Annotated in this window: 23 protein-coding genes; 11 read left to right on the top strand and 12 right to left on the bottom strand. The window is 67.3% G+C overall.

Going from position 1 to position 23,937, the window contains the following annotated elements:
* The first annotated feature begins 2 nt into the window (after window positions 1-2).
* Both tpiA and secG read left to right on the top strand, forming a co-directional pair.
* On the top strand, window positions 3-776 hold the full coding sequence (tpiA, locus tag HMPREF2791_RS01250; RefSeq protein ID WP_070843911.1) for a triose-phosphate isomerase: 774 nt from the start codon (window positions 3-5) through the stop codon (window positions 774-776).
* 90 nt (window positions 777-866) lie between these two features.
* Window positions 867-1,103, top strand: coding sequence for a preprotein translocase subunit SecG (gene secG, locus HMPREF2791_RS01245; protein WP_070473991.1), 237 nt, complete (start codon window positions 867-869; stop codon window positions 1,101-1,103).
* 12 nt (window positions 1,104-1,115) lie between these two features.
* On the opposite strand, the gene pgl is transcribed toward secG, so the two are convergent.
* The 5 genes from pgl to tkt are packed head-to-tail and all read right to left on the bottom strand — an operon-like array spanning window position 1,116 to window position 7,584.
* A complete protein-coding gene (gene pgl, locus HMPREF2791_RS01240) occupies window positions 1,116-1,799 on the bottom strand; it encodes a 6-phosphogluconolactonase (protein ID WP_070843907.1) in 684 nt (227 codons plus the stop codon).
* On the bottom strand, window positions 1,789-2,730 hold the full coding sequence (locus HMPREF2791_RS01235; protein WP_070843904.1) for a glucose-6-phosphate dehydrogenase assembly protein OpcA: 942 nt from the start codon (window positions 2,728-2,730) through the stop codon (window positions 1,789-1,791). The genes pgl and HMPREF2791_RS01235 overlap by 11 nt, the downstream gene beginning before the upstream one ends.
* A 17-nt stretch (window positions 2,731-2,747) precedes the next feature.
* Complete coding sequence (gene zwf, locus HMPREF2791_RS01230) at window positions 2,748-4,286, bottom strand: glucose-6-phosphate dehydrogenase (RefSeq protein ID WP_141764880.1); 1,539 nt, start codon at window positions 4,284-4,286, stop codon at window positions 2,748-2,750.
* 1 nt (window position 4,287) lies between these two features.
* Window positions 4,288-5,379: a transaldolase gene (gene tal, locus HMPREF2791_RS01225; protein ID WP_070843896.1), complete on the bottom strand. Its 1,092-nt coding sequence runs from the start codon at window positions 5,377-5,379 to the stop codon at window positions 4,288-4,290.
* Between the two features lie 33 nt (window positions 5,380-5,412).
* Window positions 5,413-7,584, bottom strand: coding sequence for a transketolase (tkt, locus tag HMPREF2791_RS01220; protein WP_083327854.1), 2,172 nt, complete (start codon window positions 7,582-7,584; stop codon window positions 5,413-5,415).
* A 156-nt stretch (window positions 7,585-7,740) separates the two neighbouring features.
* On the opposite strand from tkt, the gene HMPREF2791_RS01215 reads away from it, so the two are divergent.
* On the top strand, window positions 7,741-8,658 hold the full coding sequence (locus HMPREF2791_RS01215) for a heme o synthase (RefSeq protein WP_256380994.1): 918 nt from the start codon (window positions 7,741-7,743) through the stop codon (window positions 8,656-8,658).
* Here HMPREF2791_RS01215 and HMPREF2791_RS01210 read toward each other — a convergent pair.
* From HMPREF2791_RS01210 to mptB, 5 genes are all read right to left on the bottom strand, one after another.
* Complete coding sequence (locus HMPREF2791_RS01210; RefSeq protein ID WP_070843894.1) at window positions 8,655-9,611, bottom strand: quinone oxidoreductase family protein; 957 nt, start codon at window positions 9,609-9,611, stop codon at window positions 8,655-8,657. The genes HMPREF2791_RS01215 and HMPREF2791_RS01210 overlap by 4 nt on opposite strands.
* Window position 9,612: 1 nt before the next feature.
* Window positions 9,613-10,476 (bottom strand): COX15/CtaA family protein, encoded by an 864-nt coding sequence (locus HMPREF2791_RS01205; protein WP_083327853.1) that lies wholly within the window; start codon window positions 10,474-10,476, stop codon window positions 9,613-9,615.
* Between the two features lie 135 nt (window positions 10,477-10,611).
* Entirely contained in the window at window positions 10,612-11,376 is a 765-nt protein-coding gene (locus HMPREF2791_RS01200) for an ABC transporter permease (RefSeq protein WP_070843892.1), read from the bottom strand.
* Entirely contained in the window at window positions 11,376-12,302 is a 927-nt protein-coding gene (locus tag HMPREF2791_RS01195) for an ABC transporter ATP-binding protein (RefSeq protein ID WP_070843891.1), read from the bottom strand. The genes HMPREF2791_RS01200 and HMPREF2791_RS01195 overlap by 1 nt, the downstream gene beginning before the upstream one ends.
* Window positions 12,295-14,007, bottom strand: a complete 1,713-nt coding sequence (gene mptB / locus HMPREF2791_RS01190; protein WP_371335878.1) for a polyprenol phosphomannose-dependent alpha 1,6 mannosyltransferase MptB — start codon at window positions 14,005-14,007, stop codon at window positions 12,295-12,297. Before mptB ends, HMPREF2791_RS01195 begins: the two co-directional genes overlap by 8 nt.
* A gap of 122 nt (window positions 14,008-14,129) precedes the next feature.
* Between mptB and HMPREF2791_RS01185 the strand changes: the two genes are divergently transcribed.
* The 8 genes from HMPREF2791_RS01185 (at window position 14,130) to HMPREF2791_RS01150 (ending at window position 22,141) form a co-directional block, all read left to right on the top strand.
* Entirely contained in the window at window positions 14,130-14,870 is a 741-nt protein-coding gene (locus HMPREF2791_RS01185; RefSeq protein ID WP_239218117.1) for a helix-turn-helix transcriptional regulator, read from the top strand.
* Entirely contained in the window at window positions 14,863-16,308 is a 1,446-nt protein-coding gene (gene sufB, locus HMPREF2791_RS01180; protein WP_070843889.1) for a Fe-S cluster assembly protein SufB, read from the top strand. Before HMPREF2791_RS01185 ends, sufB begins: the two co-directional genes overlap by 8 nt.
* Entirely contained in the window at window positions 16,309-17,472 is a 1,164-nt protein-coding gene (gene sufD, locus HMPREF2791_RS01175) for a Fe-S cluster assembly protein SufD (protein WP_070843888.1), read from the top strand.
* Window positions 17,473-17,484: 12 nt separating this feature from the next.
* On the top strand, window positions 17,485-18,240 hold the full coding sequence (sufC, locus tag HMPREF2791_RS01170; protein ID WP_070473965.1) for a Fe-S cluster assembly ATPase SufC: 756 nt from the start codon (window positions 17,485-17,487) through the stop codon (window positions 18,238-18,240).
* Complete coding sequence (locus HMPREF2791_RS01165) at window positions 18,240-19,472, top strand: cysteine desulfurase (RefSeq protein WP_070473964.1); 1,233 nt, start codon at window positions 18,240-18,242, stop codon at window positions 19,470-19,472. Before sufC ends, HMPREF2791_RS01165 begins: the two co-directional genes overlap by 1 nt.
* A complete protein-coding gene (gene sufU, locus HMPREF2791_RS01160) occupies window positions 19,469-19,918 on the top strand; it encodes a Fe-S cluster assembly sulfur transfer protein SufU (protein WP_070473962.1) in 450 nt (149 codons plus the stop codon). Before HMPREF2791_RS01165 ends, sufU begins: the two co-directional genes overlap by 4 nt.
* A gap of 3 nt (window positions 19,919-19,921) precedes the next feature.
* The gene (locus HMPREF2791_RS01155) at window positions 19,922-20,296 is read left to right on the top strand and encodes a metal-sulfur cluster assembly factor (RefSeq protein WP_070473960.1); all 375 of its coding nucleotides are present in this window, start codon (window positions 19,922-19,924) and stop codon (window positions 20,294-20,296) included.
* Between the two features lie 216 nt (window positions 20,297-20,512).
* The gene (locus tag HMPREF2791_RS01150; protein WP_070473958.1) at window positions 20,513-22,141 is read left to right on the top strand and encodes an ABC-F family ATP-binding cassette domain-containing protein; all 1,629 of its coding nucleotides are present in this window, start codon (window positions 20,513-20,515) and stop codon (window positions 22,139-22,141) included.
* Window positions 22,142-22,166: 25 nt separating this feature from the next.
* Here HMPREF2791_RS01150 and HMPREF2791_RS01145 read toward each other — a convergent pair whose 3' ends face one another.
* Together HMPREF2791_RS01145 and HMPREF2791_RS01140 are read right to left on the bottom strand one after the other, a co-directional pair.
* Entirely contained in the window at window positions 22,167-23,174 is a 1,008-nt protein-coding gene (locus HMPREF2791_RS01145) for an HNH endonuclease signature motif containing protein (RefSeq protein WP_070843887.1), read from the bottom strand.
* Complete coding sequence (locus HMPREF2791_RS01140; protein ID WP_070843886.1) at window positions 23,171-23,764, bottom strand: hypothetical protein; 594 nt, start codon at window positions 23,762-23,764, stop codon at window positions 23,171-23,173. Before HMPREF2791_RS01140 ends, HMPREF2791_RS01145 begins: the two co-directional genes overlap by 4 nt.
* Window positions 23,765-23,937: the final 173 nt, after the last annotated feature.

Here is a 23,937-nt window from a genome sequence, read left to right as displayed (position 1 = left end):
CTATGGCACGCACGCCACTTATCGCGGGCAACTGGAAGATGAACCACGATCACCTCGAGGCCATCCAGAGCGCCCAGAAGCTCGCCTTCGCGTTTCCGAAGGACGGCTACGAGTACGTCGACATCGCGCTGACGGTCCCGTTCACAGACCTGCGTTCCATCCAGACCCTGGTGGAGGGCGACAAGCTGAAGATCACCTACGGCGCCCAGGACGTCTCCGAGCACGACAACGGCGCCTACACCGGCGACATCTCCGCATCCATGCTGGAGAAGCTGGGGTGTTCCTGGGTGGTTGTCGGCCACTCGGAGCGCCGCGAGTACCACGGGGAGACCAACGAGCAGGTCGCTGCGAAGGCCGCCAAGGCCGTCGAGCACGGCATCGCCCCGATCGTCTGCGTGGGCGAGCCGCTTGAGGAGCGTGAGGCGGGGGAGCACGTCGACTTCGTGGTGAAGCAGGCGCGCGAGTCGCTCGCCGGCGTGGACCTGTCCAAAGCCGTGATCGCCTACGAGCCTGTCTGGGCGATCGGCACCGGCAAGGTCGCCTCGGCGGAGGATGCCCAGGAGGTCTGCCACGGCATCCGCGAGCTCGTGCGCGAGCTTAGCGACGACTCCGTCGCCGACGCGATCCGCATCCTCTACGGCGGCTCCGTCAAGGCCGACACGGTGGCCGAGATCATCTCGCAGCCGGACGTCGACGGCGGCCTGGTCGGCGGCGCCTCCCTGGACGGGCAGGACTTTGCCAAGCTCGCCGCTGCGGCAGCCAACGCGGTGATGTAGGTACCGCTAGTCGCTGCTGGGTTCGCGTTTGCGGTGGTGTAAGCTCATCGGGAGTTTGCACCATCGCCCATTTTGAAAGGTGTCGCACACATGGCTTTAGCCCTTGAGATTGTGCTGGTGATCGCCGCGATCCTCATGACCGTCTTCGTCCTGCTCCACAAGGGTAAGGGCGGCGGCCTGTCCAGCCTGTTCGGCGGCGGCGTCCAGGCCAACCTGTCCGGTTCGACGACGGTGGAGAAGAACCTCGACCGCGTCACCGTGCTGCTGGCTCTGATCTGGATCCTCTGCATCATCGGCCTGAACCTGATTCAGACCTACGCGGTCTAAGCGCCCGCTGAACTAGAACGGTCCTGTTGCGTCCTTCGTGGCCAACAGGACCGTTTCTTTACGCCCGATAGCGCCGGCGACGGGCCAGTCGTCGGCGCTATCGGCGCCGTCGGAGGCGTGGCTCGCCGCTTCCGCCTTCTCGGCGCCGGAGACCAGCAGCCACACCCGGTCGGCGGACTGTACCGCCGGCAGGGTCAAGGTGGCGCGCTCGGCGGGCGGTTTCGGCGAATCCGTCACCGCCACCACCATGGCGTCGCGCTCGCGCACCGCGTCGGAGTGGGGGAACAGCGAGTTGATGTGGCCCTCGCCGCCCATGCCCAAAAGGTGCAGGTCGAACCCGCCGTCGCCGACGAGGTTGCGGTAGCGCTCCACCGCGGCGTCCATCGGGCCGCCGTCGAGGCCGTAGCCGTGGATGTTTTCTTCGGGGATGTCCACCTTGGACAGCAGCGCCGCACGCGCCTGCCCCTCGTTGGAATCGGGGTGGTCCGCGGGGACGTTGCGTTCGTCGCCGAAGAAGACCTCGACGCGCGACCAGTCGATGTCCTCGTCGGCGAGGCGCTCCAGCAGGGCGATGCCGGCGGTGCCGCCGGTGAGCACCACGCGTGCGGTGCGGCCCTCGGCGTGGACGTCGGTCATGAGGGAGGTGAACCGGGAGGTTGCTTCGTCGAGAAGCGATGCAAGGTCATCAAAGCTCATTGTGCACTCCTTGAAGTCCGCGCAGCGCGCGCTCGTAGGTGGTGTCGGGGCCGAGGTGGCGCAGGTCCTCGGCGAGACTCTCCGCCTCGCCGCGCTCGCCCATGGCCACGAAAGAATCGGCGTTGCCCGGCGCGGAGATGCGCACGGTGTGGCTGTCCTGGACTGCGACCTCCACGTCGCCGCCGTCGCAGTGCAGCACGAGGCGGGCGATGGGGAAGTCGCCGGCCGCCTCGCCCTCGTAGCGGGTCACATCAACGCCCAGGCTGGAGGCGAGCCAACCCGCGGCCAGGTCCACGCTCGGGTCCCCGGCGGCGCCCGCGATCTCGGCGCTGTGGACGCGCGTGCCGGGGTGGCGGTCCAAGGCGGAGGCGACGATGCCGCGCCACGGGGTGATGCGCGACCACATCATGTCCGAGTCGCCGTGCTCGTAGCCTTCTGTGAGATCACCGAGAGTCACGCCGTTCGTGCCGCGGCGCAGGTTCGTGATGCGGCGCTGCGCGATGCGGCCCAGCTGCGTGCCCGCGGGGTGCCGCGGGGCTTTCTGCGGCCAGCATGCCACCACGGGGGTGTCCGGCAGCAGCAGCGGTGTGACCACCGCGCCCATGTGGCCGGTCAGCTCGCCGTAGAGGCGCATGACCACGACCTCGGACGCGCCGGCGTCGGTGGCCACCAGCACCTGCGCGTCGAGGCGGGTTTCGGCCTGCGGGTCGCCGGAGATGAGCACCAGGACGCGGGCGGGGTGCTCAAAGGAGGCGTCGCGCAGGGTCGCAAGTGTCTCGTCGATGCCGGCGTCGCCTGCATTGTCGCCCGCGTCATCGATGGCCACCAGTAGAGTGAGCACGCGCCCGGTGGCCAGCGAGTGGCGCTCGCGGGCGTGTGCGAGCTCGGCAGCGATGGCCTTAGTTGTCGTGTCAGGCAGTTCGGTGATCATGCTCGAGCCTTTCTTGCTTAGGGGCGCCGCCAGGCGCGCCCGTCCTTCAACAGCATGCGCTCGGCGGAGGCCGGACCCCAGGTGCCGGCGGCGTAGTCGTCGGGGCTGCCCTGTTCGGCCCAGTAGTTCAGCACCGGGTCCAGGATCTCCCAGCTGCGCTCCACCTCGGAGTTGGTGGGAAACAGGCTCGATTCGTCCAGCAAGGCGTCCAGGATGAGGCGCTCGTAGGCCTCCGGCGACTGCTCGGTGAACGCCTCGGAGTAGGAGAAGTCCATGTTCACGTCGCGCAGTTCCATGCCGGGGCCGGGGACCTTGGAGCCGAAGCGCATGAGCACGCCCTCGTCGGGCTGGACGCGGATGACCACGGCGTTGTTGGTCAGCAGGTCCGTCTGCCCCTGGGAGAACGGCTGGTACGGCGGGCGCTTGAACACGAGCGCGATCTCGGTGACGCGGCGGCCCAGCCGCTTGCCGGTGCGCAGGTAGAACGGCACCCCGGCCCAGCGCCGCGAATCGATCTGCAGGGTGCAGGCCGCAAACGTCTCGGTGGTGGATTCCGGGTCGAAACCGTCCTCCTCGCGCAGGCCAACGACCTTCTTGGAGCCCTGCCACCCGGCGGTGTACTGCCCGCGCGCGGTGGTTTTGCCGAACGGGCCCACCGCTGAGGTGGCGCGCAGCACCTTGAGCTTCTCGGCGCGCAGCTGGCCGGGGGAGAACGACGTCGGCTCCTCCATGGCAACCAGCGCGAGCAATTGGATCAGGTGGTTCTGGATCACGTCTCGGGCGGCGCCGATGCCGTCGTAGTAGCTGGCGCGCCCGCCCAGGCCGATGTCCTCGGCCATGGTGATCTGCACGTGGTCGATGTAGTGGGAGTTCCACACCGGCTCAAACATCTGGTTGGAAAAGCGCAGCGCCAAAATGTTCTGCACTGTTTCCTTGCCCAGGTAGTGGTCGATGCGGAACACGGAACGCTCGTCGAACACCGCGCCGACGACCGCGTTGAGCTCCTTGGCGGACTCGAGGTCGTGGCCGAACGGCTTTTCAATGATCACGCGGCGCCACTGGTTCTCGCCGTCGTGCGCCATGCCGGAGCGGTCCAGCTGGTGGACCACCTCGGCGAAGAATTCAGGCGGCACGGACAGGTAGTAGGCCCAGTTGCCGGCGGTGCCGCGCTCGTCGTCGCTGCGTTTGCAGGTGGCGGCAAGCCGGTCGAAGGCGGCGTCGTCGTCGAAGTTGCCCTGGACAAACTCGAGGCCTTCGGCGAGGCGCTGCCACACGTTCTCGTGGAACTCGGTGCGCGCGCCGTCGTTGACAGCCTTGCGCACGTACGCCTCGAAGTCGGCCTTGGACCAGTCGCGCCGCCCGTAACCGACCAGCGTGAACCCGCCGGGCAGGAGGCCGCGGTTGGCCAGGTCGTAGACGGCCGGCAGCAGCTTCTTGCGGGCGAGGTCGCCGGTGACCCCGAAGATCACCATGCCGGAGGGCCCGGCGATCTGGGGGAGGCGTTTGTCGGCGTCAGAGCGCAGCGGGTTGGTCCACTGCTGGTGCGGTGAAGTCACGTTAGGCGAGCCTAGCAGTCATGGAATCGAGCAGCTCCTGCCACGCGTCCACGAACTTCTCCACGCCTTCGCGCTCCAGCACGGCGACCACGTCGTCGAGGTCGATGCCCACGCCGCGCAGCGCCGCGAAGGTTTCGCGAGAGGCGGCTTCGGTGCCGGTGAGGGTGTCGCCGTGCACGCCGCCGTCGCGAAGCACCGCGTCGAGCGTCTTCTCCGGCATCGTGTTCACGGTCTGCGGGCCAGCGAGCTCAGTGACGTACATCGTCGCCGGGTAGTCCGGGTTTTTCACACCGGTCGACGCCCATAGGGGGCGCTGGGCGTTCGCGCCCGCAGGAAGCTTCTCGACGTCAGCTCCGCCAAACTCACGCTCAAACAGGGCATACGCCAGCCGCGCGTTGGCGATGCCGGCCTTGCCGCGCAGCGCCAGCGCCTCCTCGGTGCCGATGGCTTCGAGACGCTTGTCCACCTCGGTGTCCATGCGGGAGACGAAGAAGGACGCCACGGAGTGGATGCGGCTGACGTCGTGGCCGTTGGCGGCGACCTTGCGGATGCCGTCCTTGTAGGCATCGATGACCTGCTTGTAGCGCTCCACGGAGAAGATCAGGGTGACGTTGACGGAGATGCCTTCGGCCAGTGCCGCTGTGACGGCGGGCAGCGACTCGTTGGTCGCCGGGATCTTGATCATGAGGTTGTCGCGGTCCACCAGCTGCCACAGCTCGCGGGCCTGGTCGATGGTCTTGGCCTCGTCGGCCGCGAAGCGCGGGTCCACCTCGATGGAGACGCGCCCGTCCTTGCCGCCGGTGGCCTCAAAGGTGTCGCGGAAGAGGTCGCAGGCGTCCTGGACGTCCTTGACGCTCATGGCGTAGACGGCGGCGTCGGCGGTGGTGCCGGCCTGCTTCAGCTCGGCGAGCTGCTCGTCGTAGTGGGTGCCGGAGCCCATCGCTGCCGCGAAGATCGCGGGGTTGGTGGTCACGCCGACGATGGACTTCGCCTGCTTCACCTCGCCCAGGTTGCCGGTGGCGATGCGCTCGCGCGACAGGTCGTCGAGCCAGGTGGAGGTGCCGACCTGGTAGAGGTCGTCGATTGCGGTCATGTCCTATTCCTTCCTGTGTGTTCCGTTCGCGAGCTAACGCCCGTCGCCGCGGGTGGGCTCGGATTCGGTGTCGCCGACGCGCACGCTCGTCGCCACGCTGTGCTGTTCGCGCACGCACTCGAGGGTCTCGCGGGCGGTGCGCACGACGTTGTCGGTGGTGAAGCCGAAGCGCTCGAACAGTTCGGCGCCGGGGGCGGAGGCGCCGAAGTGCTCCAGGGACACGGCGCGGCCGTACTCGCCGAGGAAGCGGAACCACGGCATGGAGGTCGCGGCCTCCACGGAGACACGGGCCTTGACGTCGCGCGGCAGCACGGAGTCGATGTAGGCGTCGTCCTGCTCCATGAACCAGTCCATGGACGGCACGGACACCACGCGGGTGGCGGTGCCCTCGGCCTCGAGCGCCTTGGCGGCCTCGACGGCGTACTGCACCTCGGAGCCGGATGCCATGAGGATCACGTCCGGGGTATCAGCGGATTCCTCGACCAGCACGTAGGCGCCGCGGGCGACGCCCTCGAAGGCCTTCTCCTTGGTGCCCTCGAGCACCGGCAGGTTCTGGCGCGACAGGGCCAGCGCCTTCGGCTGCTCCTTCGCCTCGAGCGCGGCGATCCAGGCGGCGGAGGTCTCGTTCGCGTCGGCCGGGCGGATCACGGCCACGTCCGGGATGGCGCGCAGCGCGGCGAGGGTCTCCACCGGCTGGTGGGTCGGGCCGTCCTCGCCGAGACCGATGGAGTCGTGGGTGAACACGTAGTAGCCGTCGATGCCGGACAGGGCGGCCACGCGGATGGCGGGGTAGAGGTACTCGGAGAAGATGAGGAAGGTGCCGCCGTAGACGCGGGTGCCGCCGTGCAGGGCGATGCCGTTCATCACCGCGCCCATGGCGTGCTCGCGGATGCCGAAGTGCAGGTTGCGCCCGTACGGGTCGGCGGAGAACATCTCGGTGGAAATGGAGCGCGGGCCAAACGACGGCGCGCCCTCGATCAGAGTGTTGTTGGAGCCCGCCAGGTCGGCGGAGCCGCCCCACAGCTCAGGCAGCGCGGCCGCGGCGGCCTGGATGGCTGCCGCGGAGGCCTTGCGGGTGGCCACACCCTTCGCGTCCGGCTCCCAGGTGGGGAAGTCCTTGGCCCAGTCTGCCGGCAGCTCGCGGGCGGTGAGGCGGTCCAGCAGGGCCTTGCGCTCCTGGTTCGCCTCGGCCCAGGCGTTGAACTTCTCGTCCCAGGCAGCCCGCTTCTCTGCGGCGCGCTCGCGCAGCTTGCGGGTGTGAGCGATCACCTCGTCCTCTTCGGGGAAGTTCACGGCCGGGTCGAAACCGAGCGTCTCCTTGACCGCGGCGACCTCGTCGGCGCCGAGTGCTGCGCCGTGGATGGCGCCGGTGTTCATCAGGTTCGGGGCGGGGTAGCCGATCACGGTCTTGACGCGGATGATCGTCGGCTTGGTCGGCTCCGCCTTCGCCTCGGCAACGGCGGCCTCAATGGCGGCGACGTCCTCGCCGGATTCGACGGTCAGCGTCTGCCAGCCGTAGGCGTCGTAACGCTTGAGCACGTCCTCGGTGAACGCGATTTGGGTGTCGTCCTCGATGGAGATGCGGTTGTCGTCCCAGAACAGGATGAGGTTGCCCAGCTGCTGCGTGCCGGCGAGCGAGGACGCCTCGGAGGTCACGCCCTCCTGCAGGCAGCCGTCGCCGGCGACGACGTAGATGTAGTGGTCGAATGGGGACTCGCCGGCGGGGGCGTCGGGGTCGAACAGGCCACGCTCACGTCGAGAAGCCATCGCCATGCCCACGGCGGAGGCGAGGCCCTGGCCGAGCGGGCCAGTGGTGATCTCGATGTGGTCGGTGTGGTTGTACTCCGGGTGGCCCGGGGTCTTCGAACCCCAGGTGCGCAGGTCCTTCAGGTCCTGCAGCTCCAGCCCGAAGCCGCCGAGGTAGAGCTGCACGTACTGCGTGAGCGAGGAGTGGCCGTTGGACAGCACGAAGCGGTCGCGGCCCACCCAGTCCTTGTCGGCCGGGTCCACGTCCATCACGCGCTGGAACAGGGTGTAGGCCAGCGGCGCGAGGCTCATGGCGGTGCCGGGGTGGCCGGAACCGCAGTTTTCCACCGCGTCGGCGGCGAGCACCCTGGCCGTGTCAACGGCGCGGGTGTCGGTCTCGGTCCAATCCTGCGGGTAGTTGCGCTCGGTCATTGCCTGCAGTTTCGGGGGCAGCGTCATGGGGTCCTCGCTTTCTTTAAGGTCGGACAAAAGCATATCGCTTATCGACGCCTCCGGTCCCACCCCATCCTCGATTCGTTGACTCGCGTTGGTTGGGGCTACCATCGTCCAAAGGTATGATTGCCCGCGCCCGACGGCGGTACAAAAAGGAGAGAGTTGTTGGAGACCATCAAGGCATATTTCGCGTTGACGAAGCCGAGGGTCATTGAACTTCTCTTGGTCGCCGCGATCCCCGCGATGCTGCAGGCGCACCGCGGCGAGGTGCACCTCTGGCTCGTGCTGGGCACGCTGCTCGGCGGCTGGATGGGGGCGGCCGCCGCGAACACCTTCAACATGGTGGCGGACTACGACATTGACCAGAAGATGGGCCGCACCCGCGCGCGCCCGCTGGTGCGCCATTCGGTGACCAAGCAGAAGGCGGCCGTGTTCGCCTGGGTGATGCTCGTGTTGTCCGTGCTGTGGCTTGGCGTGCTGTGCAACTCCTGGCTGGCGGCGTTTTTCATCCTGCTGACCAACTTCTTCTACATCTTCGTCTACACGAAGTGGCTGAAGCGCCGCACCTGGCAGAACGTCATCTGGGGCGGAGCCGCCGGCTGCATGCCCGTGATGGTGGGCTGGGCCGTGATCCGCGACAACGTCCACGACGGCTCCGCCGACAACTGGTGGCAGGCCATCGTGCTGTTTCTGATCATCTTCTTCTGGACCCCGCCGCACACCTGGGCGCTGGCCATGAAGTACAAGGACGACTACGCCCGCGCCAACGTGCCCATGCTGCCGGTGGTCGCCTCCGCCGAGGAGACCTCGCGCCAGATCGTGATCTACTCCTGGCTCACCGTGGCGGTCTCCCTGCTGCTGGTGCCGGCGGCGTCCTGGATCTACCTGGTAATCGCGATTGCCTCGGGTGCGGCGTTCTTGGTCATGGCGACCAAGCTGCACCAGGGCATCGTGCGCGGCGAGAACGTCAAGCCGCTGAAGCTGTTCATCCTCTCCAACAACTACCTCGCCGCGCTGTTTCTGGGCCTGTCCTTCGACGCGGTGCTCGGCTGGGAGACCGTCGGCCAGCTGCTGTTCTAGACCTTCAGCACAACCGAGCCGGTGGTGTTGCGCGCCTGCAGGTCCTCGTGGGCCTGGCGGGCGTTTTTCAGTTCATAGGGCGGGTGGATACGGATCTTCACCGTGCCCTCTTCCACCGCCCGGGCCACGGCCTGGGCGCGCATGAGGAACTCGTCATCGGTGGCCACGTAGTGCTTCAGCGACGGGCGGGTGAGGAACAGCGCGCCGTGTGCGTTGAGCTCCTGGATCTTGAACGGCTCGACGTCGCCCGAGGCGGAGCCGAAGGAGCAGACTAGCCCGCGCGGGCGGGTGACGTTCAGGCACATCTCGAAGGTGTCCTGCCCGACGCCGTCGTAGACCACGTCCACGCCGCCGCCGTTTTCGGCCTTGATCTGCTCGGCGAGGTCCTCGCCGTAGCGGAACACCTTGGTTGCGCCCGCGTCGTAGGCGAGCTGTTCTTTCTCGTCGGTGGAGACAACCGAGTAGACGGTCGCCTCCTCGGCGGCCGCCATCTGGGTCAGGATCAGCCCCACGCCGCCGGCGCCGGCGGTGACCACCATGGTGTCGCCCGGCTTCGTCTCGCGCACGCCGTGGAGGAGGTAGTGCGAGGTCATGCCCTGCAGCAGCATCGAGGCCGCCACCGCAGGATCGACGCCCTCCGGCACGGCGACCAGCCGGTTGCGGTCCACCGCCACCTGCTCGGCGTAGGAGCCGGGGGCGGCGTGCCAGGCCACGAGGGTGCCGGGCGCGATCTTGCCCAGGGGATCTTCCACCACGCGGCCGCAGCCCTCGGTGCCGGGAATGTACGGCGGGTTCGAGGGGTAGGTTCCGGAGCGGAAGTAGGTGTCGATGTAGTTGATGCCGGCGTACGTGACGTCGACAAGCAACTGCCCCTCAGACGGCTGTGGCGGCTCGACGTCCTTGTACTCGAGGACTTCCGGGCCGCCATGGGATGTGACAACGATTGCTTTCATGTCACACGAGCGTAGGCAACCTGCGCTTCCCATGTGCAAAAAGGAAGCCGCTAAACGCAACCACGACCGACGACATGGCGATATGTGCAGGGATTGTCCAGCGCGGAACACCGAGGCGGAACTGGATCACACCGATGGCCCACTGCACCAGGATCATCGCGATGAGCACGTAAGCGGTGCGCTTGACGTCGTCTGGGGCGCCGGAGTTGCGCAGCAGCACCGTGGTAATGATCGTGGCAATGAGGTAGAGGTACATGCACACCGAGTGCACGTAGGCGAGCACACGCGTGTCCAACTCGAGGCGGCCCTCCATGCCCGCGCCCGCGTCGCCGGAGTGCGGGCCGGAGCCGGTGACCATGGTGCCGGTGACGAGCACGAGGCACAGTGCCGCGACGGCGATGAGCGTCCACGTCTGCGCCGAGCCGGGGTAGCGGCGGGTGGGTACCGCGGAGTCGGTTTCGGCGATGCGCATGTAGAGCATTGCGGCGACGAACACGAGCACCATCGACGGCAGGAAGTGCACCGCCACGGACCACCAACGCAGGTCGAGCCGCACCGAGATGCCGCCGATGACGGCCTGCACGATCACGCCGATCAGGGAGATCCAGGCCAGCGTCTTGATGTCCTTGCGGCGTCCGGCACGGATCACGGCAAAGAGCACGAGGCCGGCGGCCGCGGCGACCACGAAGGCGAGGAGGCGGTTGCCGAACTCGATCGCCTGGTGGATCCAGGGGGCCGCGCCGGCGACCGGCACGAGCGAGCCCTCGTGGCACAGCGGCCACGTGTCGCAGCCGAGGCCCGAACCGGTCACGCGCACGAGCGAGCCGGTGACGGTGATGCCGCCCTGGCACAGCAGCAGCACCATCGCGAGGGTGCGCTGCAGCTTCAGCGACGGGTCGCGCCAGGCCTCCCTCCAGGAGCTCGGGCGGGTCTCGGCTGTGGTTGCGGTCACTGTTTCTCCAACTTTCGGACGATGTTGATCGTGGTGAGTGTATCGCGCCTACCCGTCAAAGCGGAACAGGCGCACGGCCGCGGTCACCGCGGCTACCCCCCAGGCGGCGAGCGAGGCCCACGCCGCCCAGTTGACCTGCAGTTGCAGGGCTTGCACCAGCGCGCCCGCCAGCGCCACGGTGGGCACCGCGTTCCACCACCCGGCGTGCGCGATGTCGCCGGAGTAGCCCACCCAGCCGAGGATGCCCATGAGCACCAGCCAGATCAGGTTCGCAAGCGCCAGCACCAGCTCGGCGCGCAGGGTGCCGCCCATCAGCAGCCCCAGCGCGGTGAACGCGGCCACACCGCACAGGAGGGTGGCCAACCCGAACGCGGCGCCGGCGGGGGTCACGCGCCACCCCAACGCCAGGGCGATTGCGCCGAGCACCACCAGCTGCACCACCACCGTAGCCAGCACGCCGAGGATCTTGCCCACGATGATGGTCCAGGGCGGCACCCCGGACGCGCCGGTGCGCTTCAAGGCCCCGTAGCGGCGGTCGAAGGCGACGGCGATGGCCTGGCCAGTAAAGCCCGCGCCGGTGGCGGCCACGGCGAAAACCATGGGCACGAGCACGTCGGACTCAGTGTTCTCGCCGAGGATCGGGGCGAAGTGGGCCGCCAGCAGGATCGCCGCCGGGATCAGCACGTTGACCAGGAGCTGCTCGCCGTGGCGCAGCATCAGCTTCGCCTCGATGCGCCCTTGGGCCGCGGCCATCCGGCCGAACGACGCCCGCTGCGGCGCCGGGGCGAAAATGCCTGGGGTGAGCTTCTCCATTAGCTCCTCAGCTCCCTTCCTGTGATGTCCAAAAACACGTCCTCTAAGTTGCGGTGGGACACGCTCAGCTCGCGGATCAGCACATCCTGGCGTGCGGCCTCGCGCGCGAGCGTCTCGACGACCTCCGGCGAGCCCGTACCTTTGATCCGGTAACTGCGCGGCCGGACTTCCTCGACTGTGAGGCCGGCGGGCGTGAGCTCGTCGTTAAGCTTTTGCACGTCGAACACCTCCGCCGTCTCGACCGCGAGCACCTGAAACTCTTCGTGGCTGGTCAGCTCTTCCGGGGTGCCCTGGGCGACGACCTTGCCGTGGTCGATGATGACCACGGCATCCGCGAGGCTTTCGGCCTCGTCCATGAGGTGGGTGGTGAGCAGGACGCTCACCCCGTCGCGCTTGAGTGCGGAGATGATGTCCCACACCGCCATACGGGACTGGGCGTCCAGGCCCGCGGTGGGCTCGTCCAGAAAGATCAGCTCCGGCCTGCCAATCAGCGCCAGCGCCAGCGACAGTCGCTGCTGCTGGCCGCCCGACAGTCGGCGGTAGGTGGTCTTGGCTGCGCCTTCCAGCCCCACCAACTCCATGAGCCACCGCGGGTCGTGGGGATGCTTGTTGTAGCTGGCGGCGAGGTTGAGCATTTCTTCGACGGAGACGCCGGCGTAGGAGCCGCCGCCCTGGAGCATGATGCCGATGCGGTCGCGCACCTTCTGCGGCTGCGCGACCGGGTCGATGCCGAGCACGCGGATCGACCCGGAGGTGGGCTTGGTAAAGCCCTCGCACATCTCGATGGTGGTGGTTTTACCGGCGCCGTTGGGGCCCAGAAGCGCCAGCAGCTCGCCGCGCCGCGCTGTGAATGAGAGCCCGTCAACTGCCGTTTTGTCGCCGAACCGCTTGACAACACTGTCGACAACCAGCGCGTGATCACTCATGGGTGATGAGTGTAGACCGCCTGCGCCGCAGCACCCGAAGCGTGAGCGCCACGCACACCGTCAGCAGGATGAAGCCGACGATGGCGGAGCCGTAGATGGTGGCCACCGCCCCCGCTTGGAGGCGGAGCCCGCGGGGGAGGACGAGGAAGCTCACCAACGCCGAGTACCCGGCCACAGAGGCGCGGAAGGCGAAACGGTTCGCCCACGCCGCCAGCGGAAGCACGGCCCACAACGGGTACCAGGGGTGCACGACGGGAAACAGCACAACCAAAACGAACGTGGACACGCCGAGACCGCCGACCGGGTGGATGGTGCCGCGGTAGGTGGCCCAGAGCATGCGCACCGCGAACGCGGCGGCGACGGTCAACCCCGCCCAACGGGTCACGCTGAGCATCGCGTCCGTGTGGTCGCCGAGCCCCAGGTTCATGCCGAGGAACCCGCCGGCGACGCCGATATCCGTGGTCACAGACAGCCAGCTGCGGATTTGCGCGGCGCCTCCTTGGCCGGTGACCCACCCCAGGCCGATGCCGGAGATTAGCGAGACCGCGATGGCGGTGGCCACCAGCATGGTCGCGTGCAGGGCGGCGGAGGTGGCGATCGCGCGGGGGCCGCTGCGCTGGCGAAGTGGTCGTGTGCGCAGGTGGCGGGCCAGCGCCATGCCGGTGAATCCGAGGGCCAAAAAGCCGATCACCTTCACCATGCCGGCGCAGCTGATCAGGGCAGCAGAAGCAGCGAGCTGAGCCCAGCCGGAGCGCCGGTCGCGCTCGAGCCGGTCGATGCCTCGCAGCCCCACCTCGAGGCCGACGAGCAGCAGGCCCATCATGATGGCCTCGTTGTGGATGCCGCCGACCATGTGCAACACCGTCAGCGGGTTGAGGATGCCCAGCCACAGGGCGGCCGGCCCTGTTACGCCGCAGCGCTTCGCCAGCGCGAGCACTGCCCAGGCCGCGGCGAGAATGCCAGCGACAGACACGACGCGGTGGGCGAGCACGCCCCAAAAGATCGAGTCACCCGTGATGTGCGAGATCACCGCCGCCGTGCCGAGCGCAACCGGCCCGTACGGGCTAGGGGAGTGCGCCCAAATAAACGGCACGGAGCGGGCGAGATGGTGCTCCACGCCGAGAATCTCCACGGGGCCGGAGGAGTACGGGTCGAGCCCCTGGCGCACGATGTTGCCGTTGGCCAGGTAGGAGTAGATGTCCTGGGTGAACAGTGGTGCGGTGGCGAGCAGCGGGATCACCCACGCGATGAAGGTGCGCAGCATCTCCGGGTTGCTCACCCGCGCCCCTCGTGCCGCGCCCGGCGACGCCCCGACGAACGGCGCCATGGCCAGCCAAGCGGCCACCAACACGCCGACGCCGATGAGCACGAGCGCGTTGGAGGCGAGCATCATGCGTCCCATCTCCGCGCCGAAGGGGAAGTTCTGCCACGGGTTTTCCACCACCGGCAGGGCGCCGCCGCCGATGCCCGCGAAGGCGATCAGGCACGCCCCCGCCGCACCTGCCCAGCGCAGAGCCGCGAATCGGCTGCGCTCGCGGGTGCGAACCGCCACGCTTGTCGGAGTGCTCTGGGCAGGGGAGGCCGGGTCGTGGAGCAGCGTTGAACGGGATCCCGGACGACCGAAGCGGGGCAGCTCGCTGACCAAGCTCACGCGCCTGGCGTGGCGCGTACGTCGGGTGCCGTGCGGGCGTTCGGGTTCAGTCACGGTTGAACAGTCTAAGTGGCGCCCCGACACGGGCCCACCCGTTGCGGCGGGAATATTTACAACACACTAGTGTTGTGAAAAGGCAGCGACCCAAACCACATCGAGCGAAAGGTGGTGCCATCGTGGACACAGCGGACACAGCGGATACCCGCAATCCCGCTCCTGCGGACGCGTCCCGCGTTGGCGGCGACACGCGCTCGCAGGTGATGTCGGTCCTGCTCAAGCGGGGCCCGGTAGCGGCCAACGACATTGCGGAAGAGCTCGGCCTCTCGGCGGCCGGCGTGCGCAGGCACGTGGACAAGCTCGTCGAGGAGAAGCTGGCAGTACCCTGCGCCCCGCGCGCCGTCGCGGGGGAGGAGCAGGGGCGCGGCCGGCCGGCCAAGCACTTTCAGCTCACCGCCGCAGGTCGCGAGCGCTTCGGTTCGCACTACGACGGACTCGCGCTCGACGCCGTGGAACTGATCCAGCAGATCGGGGGCGAGGACGCGGTGCGCGACTTCGCCCGCGCCCGCGTGGAAAAGATCCTCGGCGACGTGGAGCCGGCGGACGAGCCAGAGGTGACGGCGCAGCGCGTCGCCGCCGCGCTGGAAAAGCACGGCTACGCCCCGAGCGTCCACCGCACCGACGCCGGCATCCAGATCTGCCAGCACCACTGCCCGGTGTCCGCGGTTGCCGCGGCGCACCCGGAGTTCTGCGAGGCAGAAAGGGAGGCGGTGGCGCGGATCGTCGATACGCATGTGCAGCCGCTTGCCCTCATCTCCGACGGCGACGGAATCTGCACAACTAACATCCCCCTTGCCGCGGCGCGGACCCGAACGCGCTCGGCGGGAACAGCAACGAAAGGAGCGGCTGACAATGACTGAAGTGAAGCCCACACCAGGCCTTGAGAAGCCGATGAACGACGACGAGATCATCGAGTCGATCGGCGCCTACAACTACGGCTGGCACGACTCGGACGCCGCCGGCGCCGCCGCGCGCCGCGGCCTGAACGAAGATGTCGTGCGCGACATTTCCGGCATTAAGGGCGAGCCGGAGTGGATGCTCAACCAGCGTGTGAAGGCGCTGGAGATCTTCGACAAGAAGCCCATGCCCACCTGGGGCGCGGACCTGTCCGACATCGACTTCGACAACATCAAGTACTACGTCCGCTCCACCGAGGAGCAGGCCACCAGCTGGGACGACCTGCCGGAGGACATCAAGAACACCTACGACAAGCTGGGCATCCCGGAAGCTGAGAAGCAGCGCCTCGTCGCAGGCGTGGCCGCGCAGTACGAGTCCGAGGTGGTCTACCACCAGATCCGCGAGGACCTGGAGGAAAAGGGCGTTATCTTCGTCGACACCGACACCGCCCTGCGCGAGCACGAGGACCTGTTCAAGGAGTACTTCGGCTCCGTCATCCCGGCCGGCGACAACAAGTTCTCGGCGCTGAACACCGCAGTGTGGTCCGGCGGCTCCTTCATCTACGTCCCGCCGGGGGTCCACGTGGACATCCCGCTGCAGGCCTACTTCCGCATCAACACGGAGAACATGGGCCAGTTCGAGCGCACCCTCATCATCGTCGACGAGGACGCCTACGTGCACTACGTCGAGGGCTGCACCGCCCCGATCTACAAGTCGGACTCGCTGCACTCCGCTGTGGTGGAGATCATCGTGAAGAAGGGCGGCCGCTGCCGCTACACCACCATCCAGAACTGGTCCAACAACGTCTACAACCTGGTCACCAAGCGCGCGAAGGCTGAAGAGGGCGCGACCATGGAGTGGGTCGACGGCAACATCGGCTCCAAGGTCACCATGAAATACCCGGCCGTGTGGATGACCGGCGAGCATGCCCGCGGCGAGGTGCTCTCCGTCGCGTTCGCGGGCGAGGGCCAGTTCCAGGACACCGGCGCGAAGATGACACACATGGCGCCGCACACCTCCTCGTCCATCGTGTCCAAGTCCGTCGCCCGCGGCGGTGGCCGAGCGGCGTACCGCGGCTTGGTGCAGATCAACGCCAACGCGCACGACTCTGCGTCCAACGTGGAGTGCGACGCGCTGCTGGTGGACGACGTCTCGCGCTCGGACACCTACCCGTACAACGACATCCGCAACGACCGCGTGACCCTGGGCCACGAGGCGAAGGTGTCCAAGGTCTCCGAGGACCAGCTGTTCTACCTCATGTCCCGCGGCATCGCCGAGGAAGAGGCCATGGCAATGATCGTGCGCGGCTTTGTCGAGCCGATCGCCAAGGAGCTGCCCATGGAGTACGCCCTCGAGCTGAACCGCCTCATCGAGCTGCAAATGGAAGGATCGGTGGGCTAAATGGCCGAAACCGTCAAAAACGCGACTACGCACAACAACAAGGGCGACCTGTTTTCCTCCTTCAACGTGGAGGATTTCGAGGTCCCGGGCGGCCGCGACGAGGTCTGGCGCTTCATTTCCCTGCGCCGCCTTCGCGGCCTGCACAACGGCGAGTTCGCCCCGCAGGCCGAGGCGCAGATTGCGGTGGATGCTCCCAGTGAGGTCGCAGTCGAGCAGGTTTCGCTTGACGACGAGCGCGTGACCGCCGCCGGCGCCCCCGTCGACCGTGTCGCCGCCCAGGCCTGGACCTCCTCCGAGAACGCCACCCTGATCTCGGTGCCGGCGAACGCCGAGCTGACCGAACCGATTACCGTGACCATCACCGGTGCTGGCGCGGACAAGACCACCTTCGGCACCGTCGTGTTCGAATCCGGCGCGAACTCAGAGGCCACCGTTGTGGTGCGCTACGCAGGCTCCGGCACCCACGCCGACAACGTCAACTGGGTCATCGGCGAGGGCTCCCGCGTCAACGCCGTGGTGGACGCCGACTGGGATCTGGATGCGGTGCACGTTGGCCAGCAGTCGATCGTCGTGAAGCGCGATGCAACCCTGCGCCACCACGTGGCCACCTTCGGCGGAGAGATCGTCCGCATCACCCCGCGCCTCGCCTTCGAGGCCCCGGGCGGTGACGCCGAGCTGACCGGCGTGTACTTCGCCGACGCCGGCCAGTACATCGAGAACCGCCTGCTGGTGGATCACGCGGTGCCGACCTGCCGCTCCAACGTGCTGTACAAGGGCGCGCTGCAGGGCGACAAGGCCTCCAAGCTGCCCGAGGCCCGCACTTGCTGGGTGGGCGACGTGCTCATCCGCGCCGAGGCGAAGGGCACCGACACCTACGAGACCAACCGCAACCTGGTGCTCACCGACGGCGCACGCGCCGACGCCATCCCGAACCTGGAGATCGAAACCGGCGAGATCGCCGGCGCGGGCCACGCCGCAACCGTCGGCCGCTTCGACGACGACCAGCTGTTCTACCTGCGCTCCCGCGGCATCCGCGAGGAAGACGCCACCCGCCTGATCATCCGCGGCTTCTTCAACGAGGTCCTCAACCAGATCCCCGTCGAGTCCATCCGCGAAGAACTCATCGCCCGCGTCGCCGGCGAGCTCGAGCGCAACGAAAACTAAAAGGAGCAATACATGTCCACCCTGGAAATTAAGAACCTGCACGCCAACGTCCTGCCCACCGAGGAAGGCCAGGAACCGAAGCCGATCCTCAAGGGCGTCAACCTGACCATCAAGGGCGGCGAGACCCACGCGATCATGGGCCCGAACGGCTCTGGCAAGTCCACCCTCGCCTACACGCTGGCGGGCCACCCGAAGTACGAGGTCACCGAGGGCGAGGTGCTTCTCGACGGCGAGAACATCCTCGACATGGAAATCGACGAGCGCGCCCGCGCAGGTCTCTTCTTGGCCATGCAGTACCCGGTGGAGGTGCCGGGCGTGTCCTCGTCGAACTTCATGCGCTCCGCCGTGACCGCGGTGCGCGGCGAGGCCCCGAAGCTGCGCGAGTGGGTCGGCGAGCTCAACGCCGCCCGCGAGGCGCTGCAGATGGACGCCTCCTTCTCCGAGCGCTCCGTCAACGAGGGCTTCTCCGGCGGCGAGAAGAAGCGCCACGAGGTCATGCAGCTTGCCCTGATGAAGCCGAAGTTCGCCGTCATGGACGAGACGGACTCCGGCCTGGACGTCGACGCGCTGCGCATCGTCTCCGAAGGCATCAACCGCTACCAGGAGGAGACCGGCGGCGGCGTGCTCATGATCACGCACTACAAGCGCATCCTGAACTACGTCAAGCCCGACTTCATCCACGTCTTCGCCGACGGCAAGATCGTGCAGACCGGCGACTCCTCGCTCGCCGACCAGCTCGAGGCCGAGGGCTACGAGAAGTTCATCTAATGGCGCTCGACGTAACTGCCATCCGCAAGGAGTTCCCGATCCTGTCGCGCACGGTGCGCGGGGACAAGCCGTTGGTGTACCTGGATTCGGGCGCGACATCGCAGCGCCCGCAGCGCGTGTGGGACGCCGAGCGCGACTTCGTGCTCGGCTGCAACGCCCCGGTGCACCGCGGCTCGTACCAGCTGGCCGAGGAGGCCACTGACGCCTACGAGTCCGCCCGCGCCGCCATCGCGGCGTTCGTGGGAGCGCGCGACGACGAGATCGCGTTCACCAAGAACGCCACCGAGGCGCTGAACCTGGTCGCCTACGTGCTGGGCGACACGCGTGCCGGCGAGTTCGCGGTGGGCGAGGGCGACACCATCGTGATCACGGAGCTCGAGCACCACGCGAACCTGGTGCCGTGGCAGGAGCTGGCGCGTCGCACCGGTGCGACGCTGAAGTGGTACACGATGACCGAGGACGGCCGCATCGACCTCGACTCGCTCGAGCTCGACGACACCGTCAAGGTTGTCGCCTTCACCCACCAGTCCAACGTCACCGGCGCGCACGCCGACGTCGCCGAGATGGTGCGACGCGCCAAGGCCGTCGGCGCGCTGACCGTGCTCGACGCCTGCCAGTCGGTGCCGCACATGCCGGTGGACTTCCACGCGCTCGACGTGGACTTCGCTGCGTTCTCCGGCCACAAGATGTGCGGGCCAAACGGTGTGGGCGCGGTGTACTCGAAGCACCTCAACGAGCTGCCCCCGTTCCTCACCGGCGGCTCCATGATCGAGGTTGTGCGCATGGAGGAAACGACGTTTGCCCCGGCGCCGCAGCGCTTTGAGGCGGGCACCCAGATGACCTCCCAGGTCGTGGGGCTCGGCGAGGCGGTGCGCTTCCTCACCGAGATCGGCATGGAGGACATCCAGGCGCACGAGCGCGAGCTCACCGCGTATGCCCTGGAGCAGATGCAGCGTATCGACGGCCTCCGCATCGCCGGCCCGCTCACCGCCGACAACCGCGGCGGTGCGATCGCCTTTACGGTCGAGGGCGTGCATCCGCACGACCTGGGCCAGGTGCTCGACGCCGAGGGCGTGGCCATCCGCACCGGCCACCACTGCGCGTGGCCGCTGCACCGGGGCCTGGACATGCAGTCCACGTCGCGTGCGAGCTTTTACCTGTACAACACGCTGGACGAGGTTGATACCTTGGTGTCGTCGATTAACAAAGCGAAGGAGTTTTTCGCGCGATGAACCTCGAATCCATGTACCAGGAAGTCATCCTGGACCACTACAAGAACCCGCAGCACGCGGGGCTGCGCGAGCCGTACGAGGCGGAGGTGCACCACGTCAACCCGTCGTGCGGCGACGAGCTGACCTTGCGCGTCCACCTGTCCGAGGACGGCTCCACGGTCGAGGACGTCTCCTACGACGCCGAGGGCTGCTCGATCTCGCAGGCCTCCACCTCGGTGATGGCGGAGGAGGTCATCGGGCTGCCTGTCGACGAGGCGATGTCGAAGCTCGCCGCCTTCGACGAGATGATCACCTCGCGTGGCACCGTCGAGGGGGATGCAGCGAAGATCGGCGACGGCGTGGCATTCGCCGGCGTGGCCAAGTTCCCGGCGCGCGTGAAGTGCGCGCTGCTGGGGTGGAAGGCGTTCCAGGCGGCGACGTCGGACGCACTGGGAGAGAAGGAGTAAGCGATGACTGATGCAGAGAAACAGGCCGAGCGTCCGCAGCAGACCGAGGAGCAGCTCAAGCTCATCGGCGAGGTGGAGGAGTTCCTCCACGACGTGATCGACCCGGAGCTGGGCATCAACGTGGTCGACCTCGGTTTGGTCTACGACCTGTGGATTGAGGATCGCGAGGGCAAGACCGTCGCGGTGGTCAACATGACGCTGACCTCGCCGGCGTGTCCGCTCACCGACGTGATCGAGGAGCAGGCGACCCAGGCTGTCGTGGCCAACACGGCGGTCGACGAGCTGGACCTGAACTGGGTTTGGATGCCGCCGTGGGGCCCGCAGTTCATCACGGAGGAGGGCCGCGAGCAGCTCCGCGCCCTCGGGTTCGCGGTGTAAAAGCACCCCTCGAAGTCCCCCCCCCAGGTTGTTAACCTGTGGGGGATTTCCGCGTTTTGAAGGAGGACTGTTGTGAACCTTGGACTCGGCGAAATACTGGTTATGCTCGGTACCGCTAGCCTGGTAGCGCTGCCGATTTTGGCAATTCTGTGGATCGTGCGCTCAGTGTCGAAGAAGTAGCTGGCGATTTGGGGGCGGTTGATACAGTGAACCCCCGTGATTGTCACCAATGATCTCGAGGTCCGCGTCGGCGCGCGCACGCTTCTCGACGCCCCCGGCCAGCACCTCCGCGTCCAACCCGGCGACCGCATCGGCCTGGTCGGCCGCAACGGTGCCGGCAAGACCACCACGATGCGCATCCTGGCGGGAGAGACCGAACCCTATGGCGGCTCGGTGACCCGCTCGGGCGAGATCGGCTACCTCCCACAAGACTCCAAGGAGGGCGACATCGAGCAGACCGCCCGCGACCGTGTGCTCTCGGCCCGCGGCCTGGACCAAATCCAGCGCTCGATGGCGAAGCAGCAGAAGCTGATGGAGGAGACCGACGGCGCGGAGCGCGACAAGGCGATCGCGAAGTTCTCCCGGCTGGAGGAGCGCTACCAGGCCCTCGGTGGCTACGAGGCGAACGCGGAGGCAGCCCAGATCTGCGACAACCTGGGTCTGCCGGAGCGCGTCTTGGACCAGCAGCTGAAGACGCTTTCGGGCGGCCAGCGCCGCCGCGTCGAGCTCGCCCAGATCCTCTTCGCCTCGCGGCAGGGCTCGGGCAAGTCCCAGACCACCTTGCTTCTCGACGAGCCCACCAACCACCTCGACGCAGACTCCATCGCGTGGCTGCGCAACTTCCTGTCCAAGCACGAGGGCGGGTTGATCATGATCTCCCACGACGTCGAGCTGCTCGACGCGGTGTGCAACAAGGTCTGGTTCCTCGACGCGGTGCGCGCCGAGGCCGACGTGTACAACATGGGCTTTGCCAAGTACAAGGACGCCCGCGCCTTGGATGAGGCCCGGCGCCGCCGCGAGCGCGCCAACGCCGAGAAGAAGGCCTCGGCGCTGCAGAAGCAGGCCGCGAAGCTGGGCGCGAAGGCGACGAAGGCGGCGGCCGCGAAGCAGATGCTGGCGCGCGCCGAGCGGATGATGGGCGAGCTCGACGAGGTCCGGGTGGCCGACAAGGTCGCCTCCATCTCCTTCCCGGAGCCGGCGCCCTGTGGCAAGACGCCGCTGTTCGGCAAGGGGCTGACCAAGATGTACGGCTCGCTCGAGGTTTTCGCGGGCGTGGACTTGGCGGTGGACAAGGGCTCGCGCGTGGTGGTGCTGGGCACGAACGGCGCCGGCAAGACCACCCTGCTCAAGCTGCTCGCCGGGGTGGAGCGCACCGACGGCGAGGGCGGCGTGGTCTCGGGCCACGGCCTGAAGATCGGCTATTTCGCCCAGGAGCACGACACCATCGACGGCGACAAGACCGTCTGGGAGAACACCATCGAGGCCTGCCCCGACGCCGGGCAGCAGGACCTGCGTGGCCTGCTCGGCGCGTTCATGTTCTCGGGCGACAAGCTGGAGCAGCCCGCCGGCACTCTCTCGGGCGGCGAGAAGACCCGCCTCGCGCTAGCCACCCTCGTCTCCTCGCGCGCGAACGTGCTGCTTCTCGACGAGCCCACCAACAACCTCGACCCCCAATCCCGCGAGCAGGTCCTGGACGCGTTAAAGACCTACACCGGTGCCGTCGTCCTGGTCACCCACGACCCGGGTGCGGTGCGCGCGCTCGAGCCCGAGCGGGTGATCATCATGCCCGAGGGCGACGAGGACATGTGGAGCGACGAGTACATGGAGATCGTCGAGCTCGCCTAACCTGCCACCGGCCAGGTGGGCGCACCTAGAACGGCGGGTACGGGTCTTGCCCCTTAGCCCATGGCGGGGGCTCCACCGGCCCGCGCGGGGGCGGAGGATCCGGTGGGTCTGGTGGTGCTGGAGTTTCCGGTGGGGCAGTGCCACCACCAGGATCTGGCACGGTTGCACGATCTCGCTGCCGGTGCCGCTTCCGCAACCTGTTTACCGCCGAATGTTCGGCCGCGTCCGCGTGGTTGAACTGCAGCGTTGCACACCCGGGCTCCTTCACCCCAGCTCGACCCGTTGCCGGGTCCACATCCATGTGACTGGTGTTGTTTCTGTGGTCTTTGAAGTCGTTGTTGCAGCGGTGGTGTGTCCGGCACAGCGCTGTGAGGTTGTCTATGTTGGTGTCGCCGCCCTGCAGCCACGACGTGATGTGGTGGATCTCGGTCTCTGTCAGTGGCGCAGTGCAGCCGGTCCAGGCGCACACGCCCTGCACCGCAAGCAAGGTGATCCGCTGCGCCAGCGATGCTAACCGCCGCGTCCGGTACAGGTTTAACGGCATCGACGTTGCGTCGTCGACAGTCAGCACGAAGTCTGATGTTCCGTCCGTGCCCAATCGCACGAGGTCGAAGGCGTCGAGCTCGATGCCGGTGTTGGTGGCGAACTTCGTGGTCGGATCGGCCTCCGCCAGCTCGTCTAATGTCACCGACACAACCACGGACGCACAGCCGCCGCCGGTCGGTTTCTCGCAGGCGTCGTAATGCTTGAGTATCTCCGATAACTGGTCGTACGAGCGTTGCGAGGGCGTGCGGTAATCCTCCACGCCCTCGGGCAGGTTCGAGTTGGGCGCCAACCCCTTATCGGTCAACGCCTTAAACAATGCCGAATCGGAAGCCACGGCATCGATGATTATCCGGCACGTCCCGTCCGCGCGCTGACCACCGATGTGCAGCCCACGGTTTTCCATGCCGGCGTTCGGGTTCGTGGGGTCGACGTGCTTGCGGTTCTCCCGCTCTACCCAGCGTCGCACGGTGGCGCGCAGATCCTTCACTGTCCGTTTAGGCGCCTCCGCGAGAGCATCTGCCTGGAGACGGGCGCCCCCTTCGCAGCCGGAACAAGCTTGTCCAACTCCTGGCGGATCACGCGCTGCTTCTCGGCGTTCACACGCTCGGCGGCACGGCGGGCCTCCTCTTGCTTGCGCCGCGCCTCCTCGCGGGCCGCTGCCCGGGCGGCCTTGCGTGCCTCTTCCTCCCGCGCGGCCTCAGCCGCTGGATCCGCGGGGCTGTCGTCAAAGCCAGCATCGAACAAGTCGGATACAGGTTCATCCTCGACCTCGGGCTCGCCGTAGTAGTCCCGGCCCCGGGCGAGGCGGTCGTAGGCGTCCTTAGGCTCGAGCCCCAGCTTCTTCTGCAAGTACTGATTGGCGTGTTTGGATCCGACGACGCGGCCAGCGTCGTCACGCTCGCACACGTACGCGAACAGGGCATCGAGCGTTGCCTTGACATTAAACGCAGCTTCGAGGCGCTCGAAATCCTCCCGAATCTCCTCGAACGAAACCGTTTCGGGGTCCGCGCAAAGGTCTTTCATGGCCAGGAGGGCATGGGTGATCGTGTCGACGTGCTTCCGCAGGTCAGTCGCCATTGTGCCCTCCTTCAAACCCGTTAATCGAATATGTTTACGGTCAACATACAAACCGCGTCGACACAAACAGTCTCTATGTCCATCGCGGCAAACATAGGTTAAAAAACTGTAATCAGAATCACATTTCTAAAACGGTGAATCGCCTGTTTAGACCACGTGTTTAGTAACGGTGT

This window comes from Corynebacterium sp. HMSC034A01, assembly GCF_001838175.1.
Classification (GTDB): Bacteria; Actinomycetota; Actinomycetes; order Mycobacteriales; family Mycobacteriaceae; genus Corynebacterium.
The sequence above is the reverse complement of the archived record's forward strand: the minus strand, read 5'-3'. Positions and strand labels throughout refer to the sequence as shown.

Bases quoted from the DNA above. Each gene is read 5' to 3' on its own strand.
- tpiA (WP_070843911.1), top strand. From the start codon at position 3: ATGGCACGCACGCCACTTATCGCGGGCAACTGGAAGATGAACCACGAT.
- secG (WP_070473991.1), top strand. From the start codon at position 867: ATGGCTTTAGCCCTTGAGATTGTGCTGGTGATCGCCGCGATCCTCATG.
- pgl (WP_070843907.1), bottom strand. From the start codon at position 1,799: ATGAGCTTTGATGACCTTGCATCGCTTCTCGACGAAGCAACCTCCCGG.
- HMPREF2791_RS01235 (WP_070843904.1), bottom strand. From the start codon at position 2,730: ATGATCACCGAACTGCCTGACACGACAACTAAGGCCATCGCTGCCGAG.
- tal (WP_070843896.1), bottom strand. From the start codon at position 5,379: ATGACCGCAATCGACGACCTCTACCAGGTCGGCACCTCCACCTGGCTC.
- tkt (WP_083327854.1), bottom strand. From the start codon at position 7,584: ATGACGCTGCCCCCGAAACTGCAGGCAATGACCGAGCGCAACTACCCG.
- HMPREF2791_RS01210 (WP_070843894.1), bottom strand. From the start codon at position 9,611: ATGAAAGCAATCGTTGTCACATCCCATGGCGGCCCGGAAGTCCTCGAG.
- HMPREF2791_RS01205 (WP_083327853.1), bottom strand. From the start codon at position 10,476: ATGGTGCTGCTGCTGTGCCAGGGCGGCATCACCGTCACCGGCTCGCTC.
- HMPREF2791_RS01200 (WP_070843892.1), bottom strand. From the start codon at position 11,376: ATGGAGAAGCTCACCCCAGGCATTTTCGCCCCGGCGCCGCAGCGGGCG.
- HMPREF2791_RS01195 (WP_070843891.1), bottom strand. From the start codon at position 12,302: ATGAGTGATCACGCGCTGGTTGTCGACAGTGTTGTCAAGCGGTTCGGC.
- sufB (WP_070843889.1), top strand. From the start codon at position 14,863: ATGACTGAAGTGAAGCCCACACCAGGCCTTGAGAAGCCGATGAACGAC.
- sufD (WP_070843888.1), top strand. From the start codon at position 16,309: ATGGCCGAAACCGTCAAAAACGCGACTACGCACAACAACAAGGGCGAC.
- sufC (WP_070473965.1), top strand. From the start codon at position 17,485: ATGTCCACCCTGGAAATTAAGAACCTGCACGCCAACGTCCTGCCCACC.
- HMPREF2791_RS01165 (WP_070473964.1), top strand. From the start codon at position 18,240: ATGGCGCTCGACGTAACTGCCATCCGCAAGGAGTTCCCGATCCTGTCG.
- sufU (WP_070473962.1), top strand. From the start codon at position 19,469: ATGAACCTCGAATCCATGTACCAGGAAGTCATCCTGGACCACTACAAG.
- HMPREF2791_RS01155 (WP_070473960.1), top strand. From the start codon at position 19,922: ATGACTGATGCAGAGAAACAGGCCGAGCGTCCGCAGCAGACCGAGGAG.
- HMPREF2791_RS01140 (WP_070843886.1), bottom strand. From the start codon at position 23,764: ATGGCGACTGACCTGCGGAAGCACGTCGACACGATCACCCATGCCCTC.